This is a genomic window from Citrobacter sp. Cpo032, assembly GCF_030332975.1.
Taxonomy (GTDB): domain Bacteria; phylum Pseudomonadota; class Gammaproteobacteria; order Enterobacterales; family Enterobacteriaceae; genus Citrobacter; species Citrobacter portucalensis.
Genome location: NZ_JAOWGU010000040.1, coordinates 58,718 through 82,456, shown reverse-complemented (window position 1 = coordinate 82,456; position 23,739 = coordinate 58,718). Strand labels below are relative to the sequence as shown.

Sequence of the window (23,739 nt, the reverse complement as noted above, 5' to 3'; positions counted from 1 at the left end):
TTTTATAGTTTTGATGATAACAGAAGAGCTTCTTGCTGGATTGAGTATACACACCTCACGACGTTAAGAAAATTCCTAAAAAGAATTAAAAGTAAACACCATTAAAAATCCTTTTTATAATAAAGACATGTTTATCAAATAAAACAAAATTAGGATAGGGAAAAATTAAATATCACTAATCTATAGTATGACGCAAGTGGGGCTAACAACACATCATTACGGCCAATACCGCTACTGACAATGTCTGAATATTCAATAAATTTAATATATCCATACACCGCTCAGCTAACGAGAGTTAAAAAATTATAAAATAAGCTAAACGCAATTTTTCGTCATAGATCACATTTTCCCGACAGAACGATTCCCCTACTCGCCCAGGCTGGTATGATTCAGCAGGTAAATACCTATCAACTCAACCCGAGGCTTTGATGCTGGAGAATGTAATCATCAGATAATCAGCTTACCGACCTTTTCAGGCCGGACTGGTTATCAATGCGCCGAAATCGAATGCGGACACCGCTGTGTGTTTGCACGTTTTGCACATGATGATTAAACAGGTTTTCCAGTATGAATTTATCCCGTCAGGAACAACGTACCTTACACGTTCTCGCCAAAGGTGGCCGTATTGCTCACGTCCGCGATGCATCTGGTCGTGTCACTTCCGTCGAATGCTATAGCCGCGAAGGGTTACTGCTCTGCGACTGCACGCTCGACGTATTCAAAAAGCTCAGAACGAAAAAACTGATCAAATCCGTTAATGGTCAGCCCTACCGCATCAATACCACCGGGCTGAACAACGTTCGCGCCCAACTGGATAATCGCTAAGGAGAGAGAGATGGATATCCCGAAGATTTTTACGATCAGCGAAAGCGCACATCGCATTCATAATCCGTTCACCGCGCAAAAATATGCGACGTTAGGTCAGGTTTTACGTATGCCCCCAGGAACCCGCATCCTGGATCTCGGCAGCGGCTCGGGCGAGATGTTGTGCACCTGGGCTCGCGATCATGGAATTTCCGGCGTTGGTATCGATATGAGCCAGTTATTCAGTGAGCAAGCCACCATGCGGGCAAGTGAATTAGGCGTCACTGAGCACGTGCGTTTTATTCATGCCGATGCAACAGGTTATATCGCCGAAGAAAAATTCGATATTGCCGCCTGCGTTGGTGCAACCTGGATTGCCGGCGGCGTTGCCGGAACGATCAAACAGCTGGAACAAAGTCTCAAACCAGGCGGGATCCTGCTCATCGGCGAACCGTACTGGCGTCAGATGCCCGCAACGGAGGAGATCGCTATGGCTTGCGGCGCGGCTTCAGTAGCCGATTTTCTTTCTCTGCCAGAACTCGTTTCGTCTTTCGACCTGCTCGGTTATGACGTGGTGGAAATGGTACTGGCTGACCAGGAAGGTTGGGACAGATACGAGGCGGCAAAATGGTTGACGATGCGCCGGTGGCTGGAGGCAAATCCGGACGATGAGTTTGCCGCCGAAGTCAGAGAGCAACTGAGAAGTTCACCAGTGCGACACGTTGCATTCACCCGGGAATATATTGGGTGGGGCGTATTCGCACTCATGAAGAGATAATAAATGCAGTCGGTATAGCCTGGCAGGTTATACCGACTTTTTCATCGCATCATCGCTTACTTCATTAATACTTCAACAAATTTAGCTAACCATTGCGGATGCGCGGGCCATGCTGGTGCCGTCACCAGATTGCCATCAACGTGGGCCTGATCAATGCCAATATCGGCATAATGTCCACCGCTCAGACGAACCTCGGGCGCACAGGCCGGATAAGCGCTACAGGTCCGGTTTTCTAACACCCCCGCCGCCGCTAACAGTTGGGGCCCATGACAAACTGCGGCGATAGGCTTACCGGCAGTGTTGAAATCTTGCACCAGCTTAATGACATCCGGATTCAGTCGAAGATATTCCGGAGCACGCCCGCCGGGGATCAACAGTGCGTCGTAATCGGCGGCCCGCACCTCGGCAAAATTCGCATTTAACGTAAAACGATGCCCCGGCTTTTCACTGTATGTCTGCGCCCCATCAAAATCGTGAATGGCGGTTTGAACGTAGTCACCCTGACTTTTATCCGGACAGACGGCATCCACACGATGCCCAAGTATTTGCAAAGCCTGAAAAGGCACCATCGTTTCATAATCTTCGACATAATCTCCGACCAGCATCAGTATCTTCTTCATTCACATCCCCCACTCACGGTTATTAATGATGAGAAATAACGGCCATCTTTACTATAGTCCACACGGTTCATGTCATTAATAAATACAACAGAACAATCGGCCAGATCACAATCCACGGCAAGGCCCGTCAGACGGGGCTCAGAGCTAACGGCGTGCCATATGTTCATGCTGATAAATATAAATTATATATAAATATATAGTTGATAAATTTTAATAGTCGCCAGTTTCACTCATTATATAAAACTAAGAGATTGCAACGCATATCTCTTGTGCTATATTTCGCGTGAAATTTACCCGCGATCATTTTATTTATTATTCAATATTTAAAATACGCAGAATATTTATTATCTATTATTATTTTATTCACCTGATATCAGGTAAAAATACGCAAAGGTTAATCCTATGATGACAAGACGTTCATTCGTCAGACAAGGCCTGGTGACTTCAACGAGTATGCTACTCGCCGGTATGACGGGCTTCAGCTTTAGCCAATTTGCCCGCGCAACAGAGAACCGCCGCTGGCAAATGCCTGATGAAGGCGCACCACATACGGCAACCTGGATGGCGTTTGGTGCCAGTGCGGAGATCTGGGAACCTCATCTGCTACCGGTGGTGCAGGAAAACCTGGCGTTAGTTGCCAAAACCATCGCCGCATTTGAACCCGTGAATATGTTAGTACGCGAAGAAGACAGCGAGCTCGCCGCGCGTCTGTGCGGGTCGTCAGTCAATCTTCTGGTTCACCCAATAGACGATCTGTGGATCCGCGACACCGGGCCGGTGTTTGTGAAAAGTGCCAGCGGCGCGCTCGGCGGAGTGGGATTTAATTTCAACGGCTGGGGCAATAAGCAAGAGCACGAACGAGATGCCGATGTGGCTGAATTTATTACTGATTACGTTCATGCCGAGTTTATCCCCTCGGTACTGACTCTGGAAGGTGGCGGTATTGAGGTAGATGGTGAAGGCACAGCAATCATCACCGAGAGCTGCGTGCTTAACTCCAACCGTAATCCTGGCGTCAGCAAAGCCGAATGCGAAGAAGAACTTAAGCGACTGCTAGGTCTGGAGAAAATCATCTGGTTGCCAGGTATTGCCGGCAAGGATATTACCGACGGCCATACAGATTTTTACGCCCGATTCACGCATCCGGGTACGGTGGTGGCGGGTCTTGAGCAGGATCCGTCATCCTTTGATTACGCGATCACCCGACGTCATCTGGACATATTACGGGCCGCCACGGATGCCAAAGGCCGACGGTTGGAGGTAGTCACGCTGGAAGGACCTTCTACCATCCGCCAGACTTATGCGAGCGATGATTTCGCCGCGGGGTATATCAATTTTTATCTGTGTAATGATGCCGTCATTGCACCGCAATTTGGCGATAAGCGCACCGATCGTAATACCCATGCTATTTTGCAGGAGCTGTTTGCCGATCGTGAAATTATTCAGTTGAATATCGACGGTATCGCTGCCGGTGGCGGCGGTATTCACTGCGCGACACAGCAGCAGCCTCGTTAATGATTAACAATTGAGTGTGTTGTGGGAAGGTGGGGAAACTCACTTTCCTGACAATAACAGAATGATTCCCTTAGAAAGATGCCTCCGTAGGTTAAATTTTAATAAACAAAGCACTTAATTAACATTTATGAAATAAATACCATTAAAAGATAACACTTTAATAGCTTTCATCGATCTTTCATGGTATTTATGATCTGCTAAACCTATCGATAAAATCTATCAAAAGATTTATATTGATCGTTATTATCGATCGTATATTCTGTCTTAAATAATGACTAATGACAGAACTTTTATTATCAGTACAGCCACAAAGATTGTTCTCCCCTGCGTTGTGAAACACAGTGAAATTATCGAGGGTTACTTTTAAAAAATTCACATAACATATTTTAGAATGGTTTTCAATTAGCGAAAACATCCAAAAATACACATTTCGAACCTCTAGTCTAACCTGTTTTAAGTAGATGACTTAAATCGAGAACGGTGATAACTCACTGAGAATTGCGAATGATGATATTGCTAAGAAAAGCGGAAAATATAAATTTCATTAATACATTTAGAGACTATTTTTGTGTCGGTATCGCGTTTTTTGCATTACAGCTGGTCGCTGGTCATCTCAGTAAGCAAGAGGATGTTGCGGGTATAACACTGCATTTTTACGATCTCACTTTACCTCTCATTTCTGCATTGCTGGTTTTATACCGGCAAAAGGCGCTGCCAATTTTGGCTGCCTTTTTCTTGTATGCGCTTTACTCTTACTCTTTATCTTCGGTATTCACACTAACGGCTCAGCTACTGGCTGCTCTCATTAGCCAGACACTCTACTTTTTCTCGACAGGCAAACGAGGCGCGGTTAGCTTTGGTCGTAGCCAGCTTACAACCCTGCGTATTGTCTGGCTCGTGTGTTGCAACGCCTTACTATTCATCTCGATTGATCACTGGTTCCAGTCGAACACAGCCTCTGCACCGATCGCAAACCTTTTTACACTACAAACATTAATTAACTTACAGTGGCTGATGAACTCTTGCCTGACTGGCATCCCTTTTTGTTATCTGTTGCTTAGAAGCGTTCAAAATCCTGCATGGTGCATTCTATACATTAGACAAGTAAAGGCGCTGATAAAATCCGGCCCTCCTATTCTGTATCAAGTATTATGGCTGGTGCTGTTACTGTGCATTATGTCCGCTTTGATCGTCATCAGAGAGGATATTCTTATATTTACAGACTATTCATTACTGTGGTTACTTCCAGTAATGCTATGGGGAGTGATCTGTATTGGCCATGCTTTGATATCCCCTGTATGGGTAACAATGCTTATCCTGTTGGGATATTATATAAACAGTTATATTCCACCTGCTAACTATAATAATTATTTACATAGCCTCGTGATTTCCTCCACGATAGTGTTTGTCTTTTCTATTACGATTGTTGTTACCGGTGTACTTGTGGTTCATAACCGAAAATATCTCCGCCGCCTCAAACAACTTTTTAGATCAGAGCCTAACACCGGACTGCCTAACTTTCAGGCCCTGCAAATGGACATCCGTAAACACGCAACAGAGTGCTTGTGTTACATCCGTTGTACAGAGTTGAATACGCTGGAGCAAACTCACGGAATAGAATTCCGTTTTGAATTTGTAAAAGCGCTAAGCGCATATGTACGTAAATTGATTAAGGGTACAGGTGACATTTATTACGCACCAGGTCATGGAATAATTCTTCGCCTTAATGTTGTCCCTGACATTCCTGATCTCTACAAGGACCTAAACTCTTTTCGTTTTATCTGGAAGGACTACCAATTAGGGCTATCTTGTGGTGTGGCATATACCACCGAGAAAAACCTGATTAAAAATTTATCACAAGCAATTAAGCATCTTAATACCCAAAGCTACATCTCGTTAATGCAGGGGCAACCGTTGTTACTCAGCCCGCAAGTGCCAGGTGATAAAATTGTCAGCCAGGCTGTCATTCGTCATATGTTGCAAAAGGCAATTGACAGAAAGTCGTTTGAGCTTATGGCTCAACCCATCGTATCAACGATGCTGGTTGTTCAGCCGATCGTTTCAACCACGGGACTGACACGTTATCACGAGATACTTATTCGGATAAAAATGGTTGATGGTAAGTTAATCTTTCCAGACACCATCCTACCAGTTGCTCGCGAGGCAGGATTACTTCCTGCGCTGGATATCACTGTTATAGAGCAAACATTTCGTTTTATACAGTCACGGCAGAAATCTGACCCAAACAGTCACTTCTCCATTAATCTGACGCCTGACTCGCTTAATAAAATTGATTTTCTTGATAATGTTTTTACATTGTTTAGAAAATACTCAATAGCACCTGAACGTATAATATTTGAAGTCATTGAATCAGATATTATTGACAACGCTAATGTCACTGATGTTCTGAGAGCGCTACGTAAAGCCGGTTCTAAAATTGCTATTGATGATTTTGGCACAGGAGCATCAAGCTATTCACGACTACGAACGTTAGACGCAGACATTCTGAAAATTGATGGTTCATTCATCCGTAATATATTGACCGATGAATTTAGTCGATGCGCCGTCAGATCCTTCTGCGAAGTAGCAAAACTCAAAAACATGGAAGTAGTCGCTGAGTTTGTTGAAAATGAGGAAATTGAAAAGATGCTAATTACGATGGGTATTGGTTGGTTACAGGGATACCATATAGGGAAACCCGTTCCTATTGAGTTGGCTGAATTATAATTCAGTAATTATAATAATAATTATATTCCTACATTGATTTACTTACCGGCTCCCGTGCCGGTTTTTTTATTCCCTAAAACAAGCGGTATATTAATTAAAGCAGGTATACCGCGGCCGTTTGCCGCGACATACCGTGTTTCATTTTTAACTCAACTCAGCCGAATGCTACGGCCAATTCAGCTTCCATCACTCCCAGGCGCGCTCAGATTTCGCGGCGTCAAACTGCGGCGGCGGCTTACGAAAACGTCCGGTCAGCCAGGCAAGATACACCAGCCCAACGCCGGCCCATACCAGTCCCAGCGTCAGCGATGTCACCTCAAGATTCACCCACAGTACGGCAACCGTGGCGGCGCCAACCATTGGCAATACCAGATAGTGTAATTTCTCCTGCCAGGTATGCTTGCGTCCTTCACGACGCCAGAAGTGGTTAAACACGGAGAGATTAACGAACGTAAAGGCCACCAGCGCACCAAAGTTAATCAACGCCGTGGCAGTCACCAGGTCAAAAAACAGGGCCGACAGCGCCACAATCCCGACCATGATGACGTTCAACGCGGGAGTACGCCATTTGGGATGGACATAACCAAAGTACTTCTCCGGGAAGACGTTATCGCGGCCCATCACGTACAGCAGACGCGAAACGCTGGCATGCGACGCCAGACCTGAAGCCAGCGTATTCACAAAGGTGGTACACAGGAAAATAGACTGGAACAGCTTGCCGCCGACATACAGCGCAATCTCCGGCAGCGCCGCATCCGGGTCTTTAAAGCGGCTAATGTCCGGGAAGAACAGTTGCATGAAGAACGAGGCGGCAATGAAGATCAGCCCACCGTACAGCGCGGTGAGGAAAATAGCTTTCGGGATTGTGCGCGCCGCATCCGGCGTCTCTTCAGATAGTGTCGTTACCGCATCAAAGCCGAGAAACGAGAAGCAGACGATGGTCGCCCCGGTGATAATCGGGATCAAATGCGCATTCTGGCTGATAAACGGTTGCAGCGACCAGACGGTCCCAACCCCTTCCCCTTTGTGCAGCCCCTGCACCACGAGGAAAATGAACACCACGATGATCGCCACCTGCACCAGTACAAACAGCGCATTGAAGTTGGCTACCAGATTAACGCTTTTCAGATTGGCCGCGGTGAGGATCGCGACGAACATCACCACCCAAATCCATGGCGCAACCCCCGGGAACAGCGCGGAAAGGTAAATTTTCGCTAGCAGGACGTTAATCATCGGCAGGAAAAGGTAGTCAAGCAGTGACGACCAGCCGACCATAAACCCCACGTGCGGATTGATGGCTTTCTGCGCATAGGTATAGGCCGAACCGGCCTGTGGAAACTGGCGCACCAGCTTTCCATAACTGATGGCGGTAAACAGTACTCCCGCCAGGGCCAGCAGGTAGGAGGCCGGAACATGGCCATTGCTGATACCCGAAACAATGCCAAAGGTGTCAAACACCGTCATCGGGGTGAGATAGGCCAACCCCATCACCACCACCTGCCACAGCTTCAGGGATTTACGCAGCTGTGCTTTGCCCGGCTGGGCAGAATGATCAGCAGAAGAGTTAGTCGACATAATTTTCCTCCCCGCTACGAGTCCAGATCTGCGTTCGAAACGTGGGTACAGCAGACCTGGGTCGTGTCGGGGAGGAATGGCATAAAAAAGGCGTCAATGTGGTACGGCGCAGATGCGGTCCGTATTTACTGCGGGAGCCATGAATACTCACGCGGGGCGGGTTTTTAAACATTGGCATCATCACATTTCCTCGTCACAAACTCTGTCGGTTATCTGAAGACCCGTTGTCGCCCGCGCTCCATTACGCGACATCCGGGAAATGGCAGGTATTCCTGCAATTTTTACGGGCTGGCTCCGCTCAGCCCGCATGATGCGACTTCTTTTTCAATGACCTGTACAACGGTCAGGCGTTTTTCAGCATCCACTCAATTTCAGTGTCGGTAATCAGACGTTCAAACTGGATAAGCTCATCGTTTTTACAGGCGTGATACACATGGCTAAACCGCTCACCCAATAGTTCACGCAGACTGTCATTTTGCATAAACTCCCACAGCGCATCGCTCTGGCGAATCGGGAACGGCAGCCCTTCCTGCTCCAGACCGTTACCCTCAACTTCTTCTTGTAACGGCAGTTCGTTATCCAGACCGTGAAGGATCCCCGCCAGAATGGTCGACATCACCAGATACGGGTTGGCATCAGCCCCCGCTACGCGATATTCAACCCGATGGTTATCACGGTCGCCGCAGGGAATCCGCAGCGCTACCGTACGATTGTTGTGCCCCCAGGACGCCTGGGTCGGAACATACATCCCCGGCTGGAAGCGGCGATAGGAGTTCACATTCGGCGCCAGAAGCGCCATTGATGCGGGCATCAGATCAATCATCCCAGCGAGCGCACGCTTTAATAACGCGGAATCATCGCCATTCGCATCAGCCAGCACGTTCTCACCTTTGTTATTCATGACGCTGATGTGGATATGCATCCCGCTACCGGCATGCTCCTCATAAGGTTTTGCCATAAACGTGGCATGCATCTTATGTTTCTCCGCCACCAGCCGTACCAGACGTTTCAGCGCCAGCGCGTCATCGCAGGCGTCGAGCACGTTGTCGGTATGGTAGAGGTTGATTTCAAACTGCCCTGGGGAGGCTTCAGCCACCGCGCCGTCGGCCGGGATCAGCTGCAAACGGGCCAGTTCATCGATATCGTTCAGCACATCAGCAAAGTGGTTCAGGTTATCAACCGAATAAACCTGACTTTGGGTATTTCGATCATCCGTTCCCGGCGCGCATGGCGGCTGCAGATAACCTTCGGGGTCACGCTTACGATCGAGTAAATAGAACTCCAGCTCTACCGCTACGACGGGGAACAGACCGCGCTGGCGAAGTTTCTGCCAGAGTCGGTTTAGTACGTTCCGCGGCTCAACGTCAAAGGGAGCGCCATCTTCATCCAGCATCGTCAGCATCATCTGCGCAATAAATTCCGGATCGGCAGCCGAAGGGGTTAACGTACCTGCCACGGGTACACAGGTCCGATCGGGTTCGCCAAGCTCCTGGCCTAATCCCGCCTCTTCGACCACATTGCCCAGAATATCCATCGCGAAAACGGATGCCGGGAAATAGCAGCCTTTCTCTAACTTATGCAATCCCGCAACGGGAAGGCGCTTACCGCGAAAACAGCCATTAAGGTCGGTTAACAACACATCCACATACTGCGTATTAGGATAGCGTTCCAGATACTGCTTAACTTCGCGCGCAAACGCGCTACTTCGTCTCTCTTCAGAATGCTGAACAAAATTCTCAACTTCTACGATATTGGTTTCCATGATTCACCGCCGTTGGCCTGGTAAGCTGTTCTGTGATTTGACTGTTAAATATAATGTCCACCCTTCGACTCTGGATGCAAACAAATTGTTTGTCAAATGTTAAATTAAGTTTGCTAGAAGGTTATTCCGCTGCTAGATTGAGAAAATAATGAACGGAATGGCACAACAAGGAACCGTTTGGCAATAATTTATTCCAAAACGTGAGGTCGATCATGGGCAATATATTTGACAAGCCAGTTATTGGTGTAGTGATGTGTAGGAACAGGCTTAAGGGTCACCAGACCCAGACTCTGCAAGAAAAGTACCTGAATGCGGTATTAAATGCCGGTGGATTACCGATAGCGCTTCCCCATGCGCTTGCGGAACCCGAATTGTTGAACGCGCTGTTACCGAAACTGGACGGTATCTTCCTGCCAGGAAGCCCAAGCAATGTGCAGCCGCACCTCTATGGTGAAAATGGCGATGAGTCTGACGCCGATCCCGGGCGTGATCTTCTGAGCATGGCGCTAATTACCGCCGGGCTCGAAAGGCGCATTCCCATTTTCGCCATCTGCCGGGGCTTGCAGGAATTAGTTGTCGCCACTGGCGGGACTCTGTATCGTCGCCTGTGCGATCACTCACAGTTCCTGGAACATCGTGAAGATGCGGAACTCCCGGTGGAGCAGCAATATGCACCATCTCATGAAGTCCAGGTTCAACAGGGAGGATTGCTATCTCAGTTAATACCAGGTTGCAGCACGTTTTGGGTTAACTCCTTGCATGGTCAGGGCGCAAAAACCCTTGGCCCGCAGCTGCGCGTGGAAGCACGCTCGCAGGATGGATTAGTGGAAGCTGCCAGCGTCCATGACCATCCTTTCGCGCTCGGCGTGCAGTGGCACCCGGAATGGAACAGTAGCGAATACGCCCTGTCGCGTTTGTTACTTGAAGGTTTTATCACCGCTTGTCAGAACCACCTCGCTGAAAAACAGCGACTCTGACCACTACAGTTAAGGAAATGCAATTATGAGCGATGACGGCCTGGCGCCGGGTAAACGTTTGTCAGAGATCCGCCAGCAATTGGGTCTTTCGCAGCGTCGTGCCGCCGAACTGTCTGGGTTAACGCATAGCGCCATCAGCACCATAGAGCAGGATAAAGTCAGTCCTGCCATCAGTACGCTGCAAAAGCTATTGAAAGTATATGGGCTGTCGCTCTCCGAGTTCTTCGCGGAACCGGAAAAGCCTGACGAACCGCAGGTGGTTATCAATCAGGATGATTTGATTGAGATCGGGAGTCAGGGAGTATCCATGAAGCTGGTACACAACGGAAATCCGAATCGTACGCTGGCAATGATGTTTGAAACCTATCAGCCAGGCACGACAACCGGGGAGAGAATTAAACATCAGGGTGAAGAGATTGGCACAATACTGGAAGGTGAAGTGATACTGACCATCAACGGTCAAACGTATCCTCTTGTTGCAGGGCAAAGCTATGCCATTAACACCGGCATACCACACAGCTTCAGCAACACCTCGGCAGGGATCTGCCGCATCATCAGTGCCCACACTCCCACCACTTTCTAATAAGTAGCGGCCTGAGTTTCTCAGGCCTTCTTAAATAACGCGCATTAACAGGGTACATCCCTGGGGCATCGTGCAGCCTGATTTTGCCTGAAAAAGATCAGCAACGAACTTTATCTTATTGATATAAAAGGAGTAGCTATGAACTTTCAGAATCTTAAATATTGGCGTGAGAAAGCCAGCCATTATTCACCAGAGACCCGTTTATTTATTAACGGCGAATATTGTGCCGCCGCTGATAACGAAACCTTTATTACGCTGGATCCGGCAGGACAACGTCCTCTGGCTAAAGTCGCCCGCGGTAAAAAAGCGGATGTGGACCGCGCGGTCACCGCAGCCCGTACCGTCTTTGAACGCGGAGACTGGTCGCAAGCATCACCCGCAGAGCGCAAAGCGGTACTGCACAAACTCGCCGATTTAATGGAGCAGCATCACGAGGAGCTGGCGCTACTGGAAACGCTCGATACCGGTAAACCGATTCGCCATAGCCTGCGTGATGATATTCCCGGCGCGGCGCGCGCCATCCGCTGGTATGCCGAAGCTATAGATAAAGTCTATGGCGAAGTTGCCACTACCTCGGTGAACGATCTGGCACTGATTGTGCGCGAACCGGTGGGCGTGATTGCCGCCATCGTACCGTGGAATTTTCCTCTGCTGCTGGCCTGCTGGAAACTCGGCCCGGCACTGGCTGCGGGTAACAGCGTGATCCTCAAACCCTCGGAGAAATCACCGCTGACCGCCATTCGCCTGGCTGCGCTGGCTAAAAAAGCAGGTTTGCCAGATGGCGTTCTCAGCGTTGTTAGCGGGTATGGTCACGAAGCGGGTCAGGCGTTGTCACAACATCCGGATGTTGATGTGATCACCTTTACCGGCTCGACCCGTACCGGCAAGCAACTGCTCAAAGACGCTGGCGACAGCAACATGAAACGCGTCTGGCTGGAGGCCGGAGGTAAAAGCGCCAATATCGTGTTTGCCGACTGTCCGGATCTGCCGAAAGCCGCCGCTAATGCAGCGGCAGGTATCTTCTATAACCAGGGCCAGGTTTGTATCGCCGGTACGCGCCTGCTGCTGGAAGAGAGTATTGCCGACGAATTTATCGCGCTGCTGAAAGAGCAGGCGAAAAACTGGCAGCCTGGCAACCCGCTGGATCCGGAAACCACGATGGGCACGCTTATCGACAATGCGCATGCCGACACCGTGCACGGTTTTATTCGCGACGGTGAAGCGCAAGGCACGCTGGCGCTGGATGGCCGCAGCCACGTACATCCGGCCGCTATCGGCCCGACTATTTTTGTCGATACCGCGCCGCAGGCCCACGTCAGCCGCGATGAAATCTTCGGCCCGGTACTGGTCGTCACCCGTTTTAGCAGTGAAGCCGAAGCCCTGGCGCTGGCCAACGACAGTGACTACGGCCTCGGCGCCGCGGTCTGGACCCGCGATTTGTCGCGTGCCCATCGTATGAGCCGTCGCCTGAAAGCCGGCTCAGTCTTCGTGAATAACTACAACGACGGTGATATGACCGTGCCGTTCGGCGGTTATAAGCAAAGCGGTAACGGACGCGATAAATCCCTGCATGCGCTGGAAAAATTTAGCGAACTGAAAACCATCTGGATCTCCCTGGAGTCTTAATCATGACTGAACATACCAGCAGTTATTACGCCGCAAGCGCCAATCAGTACGAACCGTTTCCGACCCTTAGCGAATCGGTTAGCTGTGATGTTTGCGTCGTGGGCGGTGGTTATACCGGACTTTCCTCCGCCCTGCATTTAGCGGAAATGGGTTACGACGTGGTGCTACTGGAATCCGCGCGTATTGGTTTCGGGGCCAGCGGACGTAACGGCGGTCAGTTGGTGAACTCCTACAGTCGCGATATCGACGTCATCGAACGTACCTATGGCCCGGACGCCGCTAAAATGCTCGGTGGAATGATGTTTGAAGGCGGCAATATCATCCGCGAACGCATCAAGCGTTATCAGATCGAATGCGATTATCGTCCAGGCGGGCTGTTTGTAGCGCTGAACCACAAACAGATGGAAACGCTGGAAGAGCAGAAGTCGAACTGGGAACGCTACGGCAACACGCAGCTTGAACTGTTAGACAGCAGTGAAATTCGTCGCGAAGTCAGCAGCGATCGTTATGTCGGCGCGCTGCTCGACCACAGCGGTGGTCATATTCACCCGCTGAACCTGGCGATTGGCGAAGCTAACGCCATTCGTCTGAACGGCGGACGCGTCTTTGAGCAGTCGCCAGTCACCCGTATTCAGCACACCAGCCCGGCGGTGGTCAGCACTGAAAAAGGCCAGGTGACGGCCCGCTTTGTGATCGTCGCGGGCAACGCCTATCTCGGAGACAAACTCGAACCTGCGCTGGCAAAAAGCAGCATGCCGTGTGGCACGCAGGTATTAACCACCGAACCGCTGTCGGCGGAGATTGCGCGCTCGCTGATACCGAAAAACTACTGCGTGGAAGATTGTAACTACCTGCTCGATTACTACCGTCTGACCGGCGATAACCGCCTGCTGTACGGCGGTGGCGTAGTCTACGGCGCTCGCGACCCAGACGATATTGAGCGTCTGGTGATGCCGAAACTGCTGAAGACCTTCCCGCAATTGCAGGGGGTAAAAATTGATTACCGCTGGACCGGTAATTTCCTGTTAACGCTGTCTCGTATGCCGCAGTTCGGCCGTCTTGATACCAACATTTACTATATGCAGGGCTACAGCGGCCACGGCGTGACCTGTACTCACCTGGCAGGGCGCCTGATTTCCGAACTGCTGCGCGGGGATGCCGAGCGCTTTGACGCGTTCGCCAAACTGCCGCACTACCCGTTCCCAGGAGGCCGCAGCCTGCGCATTCCGTTTACCGCCATGGGGGCGGCATATTACAGCTTACGCGATCGCCTTGGGGTTTAAGTTCTTCCGCGATAAACCCGACGCACAGGGCGATTCCCCCTGTGCGTTTTTTTATTCCTGGAAAGCGAAAAACAGGTAACAGGTACGAAAATATCGCAATAGGACATAACCACACTCTTTGCATTGTTTCTCCCTTCCGATCGGATACGCTTTTTTAGATATCGCTGGCGGCATGCGCCAGAACTCAACGGGGGAAGAAACGCGTGTTATGAATACGAATAATGAGGAGACCTTTTATCAGGCGATGCGCCGGAAGGGAGTGAGCCGACGCAGTTTTCTTAAATACTGTAGCCTCGCCGCAACATCGCTGGGATTAGGGGCTGGAATGACGCCCCGAATAGCCTGGGCGCTGGAGAACAAACCCCGGATCCCGGTCGTCTGGATCCACGGACTGGAATGCACCTGCTGTACCGAATCGTTTATTCGCTCCTCGCACCCACTCGCCAAAGACGTCATCCTCTCTCTGATTTCCCTCGATTACGACGACACGCTGATGGCCGCCGCCGGAACGCAGGCCGAAGAGGTATTTGAAGACATTCTGAGCCGCTACCACGGCCGATACATTCTGGCAGTCGAGGGCAACCCTCCGCTGGGCGAGCAAGGGATGTTTTGCATCAGCAGCGGGCGCCCTTTTATTGAAAAGTTAAAACGAGCCGCAGCAGGAGCCAGCGCGATTATCGCCTGGGGAACCTGCGCCTCCTGGGGCTGCGTGCAGGCTGCCCGGCCTAACCCTACCCAGGCTACGCCGATCGATAAGGTGATCACCGATAAGCCGATCGTGAAAGTGCCCGGCTGCCCGCCGATTCCGGATGTCATGAGCGCCATCATTACCTACATGGTGACATTTGATCGTTTGCCTGAACTCGATCGTTTGGGGCGTCCGTTGATGTTCTATGGTCAGCGTATTCACGATAAATGCTACCGCCGCGCCCACTTTGACGCCGGGGAGTTCGTTGAGAGTTGGGACGATGACGCCGCCCGCAAAAGCTATTGCCTGTACAAAATGGGCTGCAAAGGGCCAACCACCTATAACGCCTGTTCCACCACCCGCTGGAATGGTGGCGTTTCTTTCCCCATCCAGTCCGGCCACGGTTGTCTGGGATGTTCGGAAAACGGCTTCTGGGATCGCGGTTCGTTCTACAGCCGCGTGGTTGATATTCCACAAATGGGGACGCATTCAACCGCCGATACCGTGGGCCTCACCGCGCTAGGCGTCGTGGCGGCCGGTGTCGGTGTTCACGCAGTCGCCAGCGCCGTCAATCAACACAACCGCCACAAACAGCAACTAGCCGACGCCGGACAACAGTCTCCAGACAATAAGGATAAACAGGCATGAGCAATTCGTATCAAACCCAGGGATATACAGTCAATAATGCCGGTCGCCGTCTGGTTGTGGATCCCATTACGCGCATTGAAGGCCATATGCGTTGTGAAGTGAACATTAATGAGCAAAACATCATCACCAACGCGGTTTCCTGCGGCACCATGTTCCGCGGGCTGGAGATCATTCTACAGGGGCGCGACCCGCGCGATGCCTGGGCATTCGTCGAACGAATTTGCGGAGTGTGCACCGGCGTACATGCGCTCGCCTCGGTCTATGCCATTGAGGACGCTATTGGCATAAAGGTGCCCGACAACGCCAACATCATTCGCAATATTATGCTGGCGACGCTGTGGTGCCACGACCATCTGGTGCACTTTTACCAGTTAGCCGGAATGGACTGGATTGACGTGCTGAATGCCCTGAAAGCAGATCCGCGCGCCACATCGCAGCTGGCACAAAGCCTTTCAGCCTGGCCGATGTCTTCTCCAGGCTACTTCTTTGACGTCCAAAATCGCCTTAAGAAATTTGTCGAAGGCGGTCAGTTGGGGATTTTTCGCAACGGTTACTGGGGACATCCGCAGTACAAGCTGTCGCCAGAGGCCAACCTGATGGGCTTTGCCCACTATCTGGAAGCGCTCGATTTTCAGCGCGAGATCATCAAAATCCATACGGTGTTTGGCGGTAAGAATCCGCATCCGAACTGGATTGTCGGTGGGATGCCGTGCGCTATCAATATCGATCAGAGCGGCGCGGTAGGCGCAGTCGATATGGAACGCCTGAACCTGGTGCAGTCGATCATCACCCGCACCGCTGATTTCATCAACAACGTCATGGTGCCTGACGCGCTGGCTATCGGCCAGTTCAATAAACCCTGGAGCCAGATTGGCACCGGGCTTTCTGATAAGTGCGTCTTAAGCTACGGCGCGTTCCCGGATATCGCCAATGACTTCAGCGCGAAGAGCCTGTTGATGCCTGGCGGCGCGGTGATTAATGGTGATTTTAACAACGTCATGCCGGTGGACCTGGACGATCAGCAGCAAATTCAGGAGTTTGTCGATCATGCCTGGTATCGTTATCCGGACGATCAATTAGGTCGCCACCCGTTCGAAGGGATTACTGAACCCTGGTACAACCCGGGCGATGTCAAAGGCAGCGATACCGATATCAAGCAGCTCAACGAACAGGAACGCTATTCGTGGATTAAAGCCCCGCGCTGGCGGGGACACGCTATGGAAGTTGGGCCGTTGGCGCGTACGCTGATTGCCTATCACAAAGGGGATGCCGCCACGATTGAATCCGTGGATCGCATGATGTCCGCCCTCAAGCTGCCGCTGTCGGGTATGCAATCAACGCTGGGACGTATTCTGTGCCGCGCGCACGAAGCGCAGTGGGCCGTGAGCAAGCTGCAATATTTCTTCGACAAGCTGATGACCAACCTGAAAAACGGCAATCTGGCTACCGCAAATACCGAAAAGTGGGAGCCTGAAAGCTGGCCGCAGCACTGTCGCGGGATCGGTTTTACCGAAGCGCCGCGCGGAGCATTAGGCCACTGGGCATCGATTCGCGACCAGAAGATCGACCTGTATCAATGCGTGGTGCCGACCACCTGGAATGCCAGCCCGCGCGATCCAAAGGGACAAATTGGCGCTTACGAGGCGGCGCTGATGGGCACCCAAATGGCGATACCGGATCAACCGTTGGAGATCCTGCGCACCTTGCACAGCTTCGACCCCTGCCTGGCATGTTCAACCCACGTACTCGGCGACGACGGCAGCGAACTTATCGCCGTCCAGGTTCGCTAAGCGTTAAGGAACGGAACGATGACTGGAAAAACATCCCCACGCGTCGGGGAGGCGCGTGATACCGCCACCAGCCACTATGTGTTTGAAGCGCCAGTACGCTTGTGGCACTGGCTGACGGTGGGCTGCATGTTGGTGTTGATGGTGACCGGATACTTCATTGGCCGACCGCTGCCGTCGGTCAGCGGTGAGGCCACTTATCTGTTCTATATGGGCGACATTCGGCTGGTGCATTTCGCCGCCGCCATGGTGTTCACGGTGATACTGCTGATGCGCATTTACTGGGCCTTCGTCGGTAACCGTTATTCACGCGAACTGTTTATCGTGCCGGTCTGGCGGCGCAGTTGGTGGCAGGGTGCGTATTCTGTGGTGCGTTGGTATCTGTTTCTGGAAAAAAAACCGGGAGATGATATCGGTCATAACCCCATCGCGCAGGCGGCGATGTGCGGTTATTTCCTGCTTTCCGTTTTTATGATCCTCACCGGTTTTGCCTTATACAGCGAACATAGCCAGTACGCCATTTTTACCCCTTTCCGCTATGTGACGGAGTTTTTCTACTGGACCGGCGGGAACTCTCTCGATATCCACAGCTGGCATCGGTTAGGGATGTGGTTCATCGCCGCCTTCATCGTAGGCCATGTGTATATGGCGATTCGTGAGGACATCATGTCTGACGAGACCGTCATCTCAACCATGATTAACGGCTTTCGTAGTCATAAGTTTCCTAAGGGTCAGCACGATAAGGAGGCGTCATGAGCGAACCTAACGTCATCGTGATGGGCTTAGGCAACCTGCTGTGGGCAGATGAAGGGTTTGGTATTCGCCTCGCTGAGCGCCTGTACGCTCATTATCACTGGCCTGAATCGGTAGAGATTGTTGACGGCGGCACGCAGGGACTGAATCTGCTGGGCTACGTTGAGCAGGCCAGCCATTTGCTGCTGCTTGACGCCATCGACTACGGGCTCGCACCAGGCACCCTGCAAACTTACGCCGGAGACAAAGTCCCGAGTTACCTCAGCGCCAAAAAAATGAGTCTGCATCAGAACAGCTTCTCTGAAGTGCTGGCTCTGGCGGATATTCGCGGCCATCTCCCCGCGCACATCGCTCTGGTGGGACTACAGCCTGTACAGCTGGACGACTATGGCGGCAGCCTGACCGACATCGCGCGCGCTCAGCTCCCGGCGGCAGAACAGGCCGCGCTTACGCAACTGGCCGCGTGGGGTATTGCGCCACAGATAAGCGATGAAACGCGTTGCCTGAACTATGACTGCCTGTCGATGGAAAACTATGAAGGCGTGCGTATTCGCCAGTATCGCGTAACGCTGGAGAGATAATTAACATGTTGAATGACCAACCGTTTTCTGCGCTATGGCAGCGAATGCTGGCTAAGGGCTGGCAACCGCTGAGCGCATCTGAACTGGATGACTGGATAACCCGCGTGCGTGATGGCGTGGTCCTGCTCAGTAGCGATCCTCGCCGTACACCGGAAGTCAGCGATAACCCGGTCATGATTGCCGAGTTGCTCCGCGAGTTTCCCCAGTTTGACTGGCACATCGCCATGGCGGATCTTGAACACAGCGAGGCGATCGGCGATCGCTTTGGCGTGTTCCGTTTTCCGGCTACCCTGGTGTTTACCCAGGGTGAGCTGCGCGGCATTCTCAGCGGTATCCACCCGTGGGCCGACCTGCTCAACCTGATGCGTCCCCTCGTTGAACAACGCATACCGCCGGAGTCTGCATGATGAGCGATTCCTTTTTTCATCTGCTGGGGCCGGGAACGCAGCCGGGTGATGACAGCTTCAGCATGAATCCCTTGCCCCTCACCTGCCAGGTCAACAGCGACCCCAGCATGGCAACACTGGAAAACTGTCCGCACAGCCCGGCGGTGATGGCATTGTTAGCCGATGTGCGCCACCAGCTCACCCAGAGAATTCCCGCCAAACAGGATGTGCTGGGATGGGATTTATCCGCGCTCAATGCAGACGATCTCACCTTTCTGAATACGCTACTCGGCGAAGGCGAAGTTTCCGTGCGCATTCAGCATGCTGACGGCAGGGCGAGCGAGATTCAGGAGTCGATTTTCTGCGGTATCTGGCGGGTGCGTTGTCAGAATGACAAGGGGCAATGGCAGGAACATCTGGAAGCAGGTAGCGCGCCACGGGCGCTGTGGCAGGCGGCAACAATCAATACGCTGCCGGACGATAGCCTGCTGCCTCCGCCTATAGATGGGTTGATGAATGGCCTGACGCTGGCCCAGGAACTGCTGGCGCACGTGCGCGATCCGGCAGCGCAACCCCATAGCATTAATCTCACCCAACTGCCGATTAGCGACGCGGATCGCCTGTTCCTCGCCCGCCTGTGCGGCGAAGGACACATTCAAATCCGCACCATCGGCTACGGCGAGAGCCAAATCGATGCCATGGCGCTGCGCCATGTCTGGCATGTTCGCTGTCTGGATACCCTGAAAGGGCTTCTGCTTGAGAGTTATGAGATCTGTCCGTTGCCGGAACTGGTGTTGGCCGCACCGGAAGATCTGCTCGACTCGCTCGAGCGCCTGGATGAAGTCTGCGGCTGGCTGGCATCCGGCCCGCCTGCCTGATCCCCCTCTTTAGACCCGCGTACTTTTCTACTGCGGGTCTGGCGTTTTCTTCCTTACCTATTCACTCTCTAATGCCTGATGGAGTTCGCATGTGGGACGTCATTGACTTATCGCGCTGGCAGTTTGCGCTGACCGCGCTGTACCATTTTCTGTTTGTTCCCCTGACGCTGGGGCTGATTTTTTTGCTGGCCATCATGGAAACCCTGTTCGTGGTGACCGGCAAAACAGTCTACCGCGACATGACGCGTTTCTGGGGAAAGCTATTCGGTATTAACTTTGCGCTCGGCGTGGCAACCGGCCTGACCATGGAGTTTCAGTTCGGCACTAACTGGTCGCTCTATTCCAACTATGTGGGTGATATTTTCGGTGCCCCGCTGGCGATGGAAGCCCTGATGGCTTTCTTTCTTGAATCCACCTTCGTGGGGCTGTTCTTCTTTGGCTGGCAGCGCTTAAACAAGTATCAGCATTTACTGGTGACCTGGCTGGTTGCGTTTGGCTCTAACATCTCGGCCCTGTGGATCCTCAACGCCAACGGCTGGATGCAGTATCCGACAGGCGCTCGCTTTAATATTGATACCCTGCGCATGGAGATGAGCAGCTTTAGCGAGCTGGTCTTTAACCCCGTCAGCCAGGTGAAATTTGTGCATACCGTGATGTCCGGTTATGTCACCGGCGCCATGTTCGTGATGTCTATTAGCGCCTGGTATTTGCTGCGTGGTCGCAATCGCGAGTTCGCCCGGCGCTCCTTCGCGGTGGGTTCCGTCTTTGGCACGCTGGCTATCCTCGGCACGCTACAACTGGGTGATAGCTCAGCCTATGAGGTCGCCCAACTCCAGCCGGTAAAACTGGCGGCAATGGAGGGCGAATGGCAAACCGAACCGGCCCCCGCGCCCTTTCATGTCATCGCATGGCCGCAGCAGGAGAAAGAGCGTAACGCCTTTGCCGTGAAGATACCGGCCCTGCTGGGTATTCTGGCGACCCACTCTTTAGATACCCCAGTTCCAGGACTCAAAAATCTGATGGCGGACGCGTTGCCACGCCTGCAGCGGGGCCTGGAGGCGTGGTTACTGATGCAGGAAATTGCCAAAGGTAACCGCACGCCGCAGGTGCTGAAGGCTTTCCACGCCGTAGAAAATGATCTGGGTTACGGCATCCTGTTGGCGAACTACGCGCCTGATATGAATCATGTGACCCCCGCGCAATATCAGGCCGCGCAACGCGGCGCAATTCCGCAGGTGGCCCCCGTGTTCTGGAGCTTTCGCATCATGATTGCTTGCGGTTCGCTGCTGCTACTGGTGATGGCGATTGCGTTGATACAGACCTTACGCTGGCGTATCGACCAGCATCGCTGGGTACTGCGCATGACACTATGGAGCCTGCCGTTCCCGTGGATTGCCATCGAAGCTGGCTGGTTTATGACGGAGTTTGGCCGCCAGCCATGGGCGATTCAGGATATTTTGCCGACATGGTACGCCCACTCCGCGCTGAGCGCAGGCCAGTTGGCCTTCTCGATGGGGCTAATTCTCACGCTTTACACCCTGTTTTTAATTGCTGAGGTCTACCTGATGCAGAAATACGCGCGCCTTGGTCCAGATGCAATGCATAACCAGCAACCAGCGCAACAACAGGGATAAAGGAGACAATCATGTTGGATTATGAAACGTTGCGGCTCATTTGGTGGCTGCTGATTGGCATCATTCTGGTGGCCTTTATGGTCACTGACGGGTTTGATATGGGGGTCGGCTGCCTGTTACCGCTGATCGCGCGAAACGATGACGAGCGACGGGTGTTAATCAATAGCGTCGGGGCGCACTGGGAAGGTAACCAGGTGTGGCTTATTCTGGCGGGTGGTGCATTATTCGCGGCCTGGCCGCGGGTCTATGCCGCCGCATTTTCGGGGTTTTATGTGGCAATGATCCTGGTGCTGTGTGCCCTTTTCTTCCGCCCGTTGGCCTTTGATTATCGCGGCAAAATAGCCAATGCACGCTGGCGTGCTATGTGGGACACCGGGTTGGTTATCGGGAGCCTGGTCCCTCCTGTTATCTTCGGCGTCGCGTTCGGCAACCTTTTCCTGGGCGTGCCTTTTATCTTCACACCACAGCTTCATGTGCAATACCTGGGCACTTTCTGGCAGTTACTCACCCCCTTTGCGCTGCTGTGCGGCGCATTAAGCCTGATGCTGGTTATTCTGCAAGGGGGCATGTGGATCCAGTTGAAGACCGACGGCATTCTTCACCAACGCGCGCTCTCTGCTACCCGTCGTAGCGCAATGCTGGTCGTGCTCTGCTTTCTGTTAGCCGGTTACTGGCTATGGACGGGGATCGACGGCTATGTGCTACTTAGCCAGGAGCCGAATGGTCCTTCCAACCCGCTATTAAAAATGGTAACGACCTCACCGGGCGCATGGATGGCGCACTTTTATCAGTCACCACTGCTGTTAATTATTCCGCTGCTTGGCATGATTTTCCCGATGCTCGCGATCTATGCCTGCGGGCAACGTCGGGCCGTATGGGGATTTTTGTGCGCTTCACTGACCCAGACCTGCGTGATCTTCACCGCCGGAATCACCCTGTTTCCGTTTGTGATGCCTTCAAGCGCGTATCCGCTCTCCAGCCTGACGGTGTGGGACAGTACCTCCAGCCAGATGACGCTCAGTATCATGCTGGTTATTGTGCTGATTTTTCTACCGATCGTTCTGCTTTATACCGTGTGGAGTTATTACAAAATGCTGGGACGAATCAATGTAGAAACGATCCGCCGCCACAATCACGAACTTTACTAGGGAGGACCGTACGATGTGGTATCTGTTTTGGTTTGTCGGCATTCTGCTGATGTGCGCACTCTCCACGCTGGCGCTGGTCTGGCTGGAGTCGCGGCAGAAATAATTCTGCGCGTACGCTACGCTTTCTGGCTCCCCGGTTTATTCGGGGAGCTTTTTTATCCCCTTTCCATCAGCTCGCCAAGACGCTGAATCTGCCGTCCCTGGTTATCGAAATTACGCTCATCGAGCCACAGATCGTAGGCAGGTCGAAGTGTCGGGTACTCACTGTCAATGATTGAGTACCATGCGGTATCACGATTTCGTCCACGGGTAACGATAGCCTGCCGAAATATACCTTCAAAACTGAAACCAAAGCGCTCTGCCGCCCTACGGGAAGGCGCATTGAAGGCATCACATTTCCATTCAAAGCGGCGATAGCCCAGATCCTCAAAAACGTACTTTAAAAGCAATGAGATGACTTCCGTTGAGATTCGCGTGCGTTTCATGCGTACGGAGTAAGAAACATGCCCTACCTCAATCACACCATTTGCGGGATCAATCCGCATCAGTGCAAACGTACCAACAGGTTTCATACTGGTTAAATCGATCACGGCAAAATGCATTGGATCTGTCTGTTCTTCCATGTTTTTTAAATAAACCAGGAAGGCATCAAAAGTTTCAAAAGGTCCGACCGCCAGATATGTCCAGTCACGACAATCGCTTGCTTCGCAGTACGCTTCATACAACTCTTTTGCATGACGTTCGGTGTTAATGCGTTCAAGCTTACAATAGCGACCTGTAATTTGCTGAGCCTGTGGAAAGGGTGCGCCTTTCCAGTCAGACAAAGTCATACCTACGAGTTGTTGGTATTGATTAAAGACGCCCGGCATATCTGTACCTCTTACAAAACAGAACTAAACCAGCGCAGGGTATGATCAAACTGAGCAGTCCAAAAGAACCACAATGCGTGTTTTTAACGGATCCACACTATTTAATTGTACAAAAAA

At 51.9% G+C, this 23,739-nt stretch carries 21 protein-coding genes; 17 read left to right on the top strand and 4 right to left on the bottom strand.

Features of this window, described 5'->3' with window-relative positions:
* Nucleotides 1–567: 567 nt before the first annotated feature.
* Nucleotides 568–825, top strand: coding sequence for a YjhX family toxin (locus OGY33_RS10325; protein WP_003021255.1), 258 nt, complete (start codon nt 568–570; stop codon nt 823–825).
* Nucleotides 826–835: 10 nt separating this feature from the next.
* On the top strand, nt 836–1,582 hold the full coding sequence (locus OGY33_RS10320) for an SAM-dependent methyltransferase (protein WP_048214847.1): 747 nt from the start codon (nt 836–838) through the stop codon (nt 1,580–1,582).
* A gap of 56 nt (nt 1,583–1,638) precedes the next feature.
* Here the strand turns inward: OGY33_RS10320 and OGY33_RS10315 are convergent, their stop codons facing one another.
* Entirely contained in the window at nt 1,639–2,202 is a 564-nt protein-coding gene (locus OGY33_RS10315) for a DJ-1/PfpI family protein (RefSeq protein WP_048214848.1), read from the bottom strand.
* A 402-nt stretch (nt 2,203–2,604) separates the two neighbouring features.
* On the opposite strand from OGY33_RS10315, the gene OGY33_RS10310 reads away from it, so the two are divergent.
* Both OGY33_RS10310 and OGY33_RS10305 read left to right on the top strand, forming a co-directional pair.
* The gene (locus OGY33_RS10310) at nt 2,605–3,717 is read left to right on the top strand and encodes an agmatine deiminase family protein (RefSeq protein WP_048214849.1); all 1,113 of its coding nucleotides are present in this window, start codon (nt 2,605–2,607) and stop codon (nt 3,715–3,717) included.
* 504 nt (nt 3,718–4,221) lie between these two features.
* Nucleotides 4,222–6,444, top strand: coding sequence for an EAL domain-containing protein (locus OGY33_RS10305; protein WP_048214850.1), 2,223 nt, complete (start codon nt 4,222–4,224; stop codon nt 6,442–6,444).
* 186 nt (nt 6,445–6,630) lie between these two features.
* Here the strand turns inward: OGY33_RS10305 and OGY33_RS10300 are convergent, their stop codons facing one another.
* A complete protein-coding gene (locus OGY33_RS10300) occupies nt 6,631–8,019 on the bottom strand; it encodes an APC family permease (protein ID WP_048236023.1) in 1,389 nt (462 codons plus the stop codon).
* Nucleotides 8,020–8,362: 343 nt separating this feature from the next.
* Nucleotides 8,363–9,781, bottom strand: coding sequence for a glutamine synthetase family protein (locus OGY33_RS10295; RefSeq protein ID WP_003830879.1), 1,419 nt, complete (start codon nt 9,779–9,781; stop codon nt 8,363–8,365).
* A gap of 212 nt (nt 9,782–9,993) precedes the next feature.
* Between OGY33_RS10295 and puuD the strand changes: the two genes are divergently transcribed.
* From puuD to cbdX, 13 genes are all read left to right on the top strand, one after another.
* On the top strand, nt 9,994–10,758 hold the full coding sequence (gene puuD, locus OGY33_RS10290) for a gamma-glutamyl-gamma-aminobutyrate hydrolase (protein ID WP_043015313.1): 765 nt from the start codon (nt 9,994–9,996) through the stop codon (nt 10,756–10,758).
* Between the two features lie 25 nt (nt 10,759–10,783).
* The gene (gene puuR, locus OGY33_RS10285) at nt 10,784–11,341 is read left to right on the top strand and encodes an HTH-type transcriptional regulator PuuR (RefSeq protein ID WP_003830877.1); all 558 of its coding nucleotides are present in this window, start codon (nt 10,784–10,786) and stop codon (nt 11,339–11,341) included.
* 138 nt (nt 11,342–11,479) lie between these two features.
* Nucleotides 11,480–12,967: an aldehyde dehydrogenase PuuC gene (gene puuC / locus OGY33_RS10280; protein ID WP_048226397.1), complete on the top strand. Its 1,488-nt coding sequence runs from the start codon at nt 11,480–11,482 to the stop codon at nt 12,965–12,967.
* A gap of 2 nt (nt 12,968–12,969) precedes the next feature.
* Nucleotides 12,970–14,250, top strand: a complete 1,281-nt coding sequence (locus tag OGY33_RS10275; RefSeq protein ID WP_149607803.1) for an NAD(P)/FAD-dependent oxidoreductase — start codon at nt 12,970–12,972, stop codon at nt 14,248–14,250.
* Nucleotides 14,251–14,458: 208 nt separating this feature from the next.
* The gene (gene hyaA, locus OGY33_RS10270) at nt 14,459–15,586 is read left to right on the top strand and encodes a hydrogenase 1 small subunit (RefSeq protein WP_191238829.1); all 1,128 of its coding nucleotides are present in this window, start codon (nt 14,459–14,461) and stop codon (nt 15,584–15,586) included.
* Nucleotides 15,583–17,376, top strand: a complete 1,794-nt coding sequence (gene hyaB, locus OGY33_RS10265) for a Ni/Fe-hydrogenase large subunit (protein ID WP_032942453.1) — start codon at nt 15,583–15,585, stop codon at nt 17,374–17,376. Before hyaA ends, hyaB begins: the two co-directional genes overlap by 4 nt.
* An 18-nt stretch (nt 17,377–17,394) precedes the next feature.
* Nucleotides 17,395–18,129 carry a Ni/Fe-hydrogenase b-type cytochrome subunit gene (hyaC, locus tag OGY33_RS10260; RefSeq protein WP_032942451.1) on the top strand — a complete coding sequence of 245 codons (735 nt, stop codon included), beginning with the start codon at nt 17,395–17,397 and terminating at the stop codon, nt 18,127–18,129.
* A complete protein-coding gene (gene hyaD, locus OGY33_RS10255) occupies nt 18,126–18,707 on the top strand; it encodes a hydrogenase 1 maturation protease (protein ID WP_048214857.1) in 582 nt (193 codons plus the stop codon). The genes hyaC and hyaD overlap by 4 nt, the downstream gene beginning before the upstream one ends.
* Before the next feature lie 5 nt (nt 18,708–18,712).
* Complete coding sequence (gene hyaE, locus OGY33_RS10250; protein ID WP_048226408.1) at nt 18,713–19,114, top strand: hydrogenase-1 operon protein HyaE; 402 nt, start codon at nt 18,713–18,715, stop codon at nt 19,112–19,114.
* Nucleotides 19,114–19,971, top strand: a complete 858-nt coding sequence (locus OGY33_RS10245; RefSeq protein ID WP_191239032.1) for a hydrogenase expression/formation protein — start codon at nt 19,114–19,116, stop codon at nt 19,969–19,971. Before hyaE ends, OGY33_RS10245 begins: the two co-directional genes overlap by 1 nt.
* 89 nt (nt 19,972–20,060) lie before the next feature.
* Complete coding sequence (gene appC / locus OGY33_RS10240) at nt 20,061–21,605, top strand: cytochrome bd-II oxidase subunit 1 (RefSeq protein ID WP_191238830.1); 1,545 nt, start codon at nt 20,061–20,063, stop codon at nt 21,603–21,605.
* A gap of 11 nt (nt 21,606–21,616) precedes the next feature.
* Nucleotides 21,617–22,753, top strand: coding sequence for a cytochrome d ubiquinol oxidase subunit II (gene appB, locus OGY33_RS10235; RefSeq protein ID WP_191238831.1), 1,137 nt, complete (start codon nt 21,617–21,619; stop codon nt 22,751–22,753).
* A gap of 13 nt (nt 22,754–22,766) precedes the next feature.
* Nucleotides 22,767–22,856 (top strand): cytochrome bd-II oxidase subunit CbdX, encoded by a 90-nt coding sequence (cbdX, locus tag OGY33_RS10230; RefSeq protein ID WP_003830863.1) that lies wholly within the window; start codon nt 22,767–22,769, stop codon nt 22,854–22,856.
* A 52-nt stretch (nt 22,857–22,908) separates the two neighbouring features.
* Here cbdX and OGY33_RS10225 read toward each other — a convergent pair whose 3' ends face one another.
* Nucleotides 22,909–23,622 (bottom strand): GNAT family N-acetyltransferase, encoded by a 714-nt coding sequence (locus tag OGY33_RS10225; RefSeq protein WP_191238832.1) that lies wholly within the window; start codon nt 23,620–23,622, stop codon nt 22,909–22,911.
* Nucleotides 23,623–23,739 lie beyond the last annotated feature (117 nt).

Bases quoted from the DNA above. Each gene is read 5' to 3' on its own strand.
- OGY33_RS10325 (WP_003021255.1), top strand. From the start codon at position 568: ATGAATTTATCCCGTCAGGAACAACGTACCTTACACGTTCTCGCCAAA.
- OGY33_RS10320 (WP_048214847.1), top strand. From the start codon at position 836: ATGGATATCCCGAAGATTTTTACGATCAGCGAAAGCGCACATCGCATT.
- OGY33_RS10315 (WP_048214848.1), bottom strand. From the start codon at position 2,202: ATGAAGAAGATACTGATGCTGGTCGGAGATTATGTCGAAGATTATGAA.
- OGY33_RS10310 (WP_048214849.1), top strand. From the start codon at position 2,605: ATGATGACAAGACGTTCATTCGTCAGACAAGGCCTGGTGACTTCAACG.
- OGY33_RS10305 (WP_048214850.1), top strand. From the start codon at position 4,222: ATGATGATATTGCTAAGAAAAGCGGAAAATATAAATTTCATTAATACA.
- OGY33_RS10300 (WP_048236023.1), bottom strand. From the start codon at position 8,019: ATGTCGACTAACTCTTCTGCTGATCATTCTGCCCAGCCGGGCAAAGCA.
- OGY33_RS10295 (WP_003830879.1), bottom strand. From the start codon at position 9,781: ATGGAAACCAATATCGTAGAAGTTGAGAATTTTGTTCAGCATTCTGAA.
- puuD (WP_043015313.1), top strand. From the start codon at position 9,994: ATGGGCAATATATTTGACAAGCCAGTTATTGGTGTAGTGATGTGTAGG.
- puuR (WP_003830877.1), top strand. From the start codon at position 10,784: ATGAGCGATGACGGCCTGGCGCCGGGTAAACGTTTGTCAGAGATCCGC.
- puuC (WP_048226397.1), top strand. From the start codon at position 11,480: ATGAACTTTCAGAATCTTAAATATTGGCGTGAGAAAGCCAGCCATTAT.
- OGY33_RS10275 (WP_149607803.1), top strand. From the start codon at position 12,970: ATGACTGAACATACCAGCAGTTATTACGCCGCAAGCGCCAATCAGTAC.
- hyaA (WP_191238829.1), top strand. From the start codon at position 14,459: ATGAATACGAATAATGAGGAGACCTTTTATCAGGCGATGCGCCGGAAG.
- hyaB (WP_032942453.1), top strand. From the start codon at position 15,583: ATGAGCAATTCGTATCAAACCCAGGGATATACAGTCAATAATGCCGGT.
- hyaC (WP_032942451.1), top strand. From the start codon at position 17,395: ATGACTGGAAAAACATCCCCACGCGTCGGGGAGGCGCGTGATACCGCC.
- hyaD (WP_048214857.1), top strand. From the start codon at position 18,126: ATGAGCGAACCTAACGTCATCGTGATGGGCTTAGGCAACCTGCTGTGG.
- hyaE (WP_048226408.1), top strand. From the start codon at position 18,713: ATGTTGAATGACCAACCGTTTTCTGCGCTATGGCAGCGAATGCTGGCT.
- OGY33_RS10245 (WP_191239032.1), top strand. From the start codon at position 19,114: ATGAGCGATTCCTTTTTTCATCTGCTGGGGCCGGGAACGCAGCCGGGT.
- appC (WP_191238830.1), top strand. From the start codon at position 20,061: ATGTGGGACGTCATTGACTTATCGCGCTGGCAGTTTGCGCTGACCGCG.
- appB (WP_191238831.1), top strand. From the start codon at position 21,617: ATGTTGGATTATGAAACGTTGCGGCTCATTTGGTGGCTGCTGATTGGC.
- cbdX (WP_003830863.1), top strand. From the start codon at position 22,767: ATGTGGTATCTGTTTTGGTTTGTCGGCATTCTGCTGATGTGCGCACTC.
- OGY33_RS10225 (WP_191238832.1), bottom strand. From the start codon at position 23,622: ATGCCGGGCGTCTTTAATCAATACCAACAACTCGTAGGTATGACTTTG.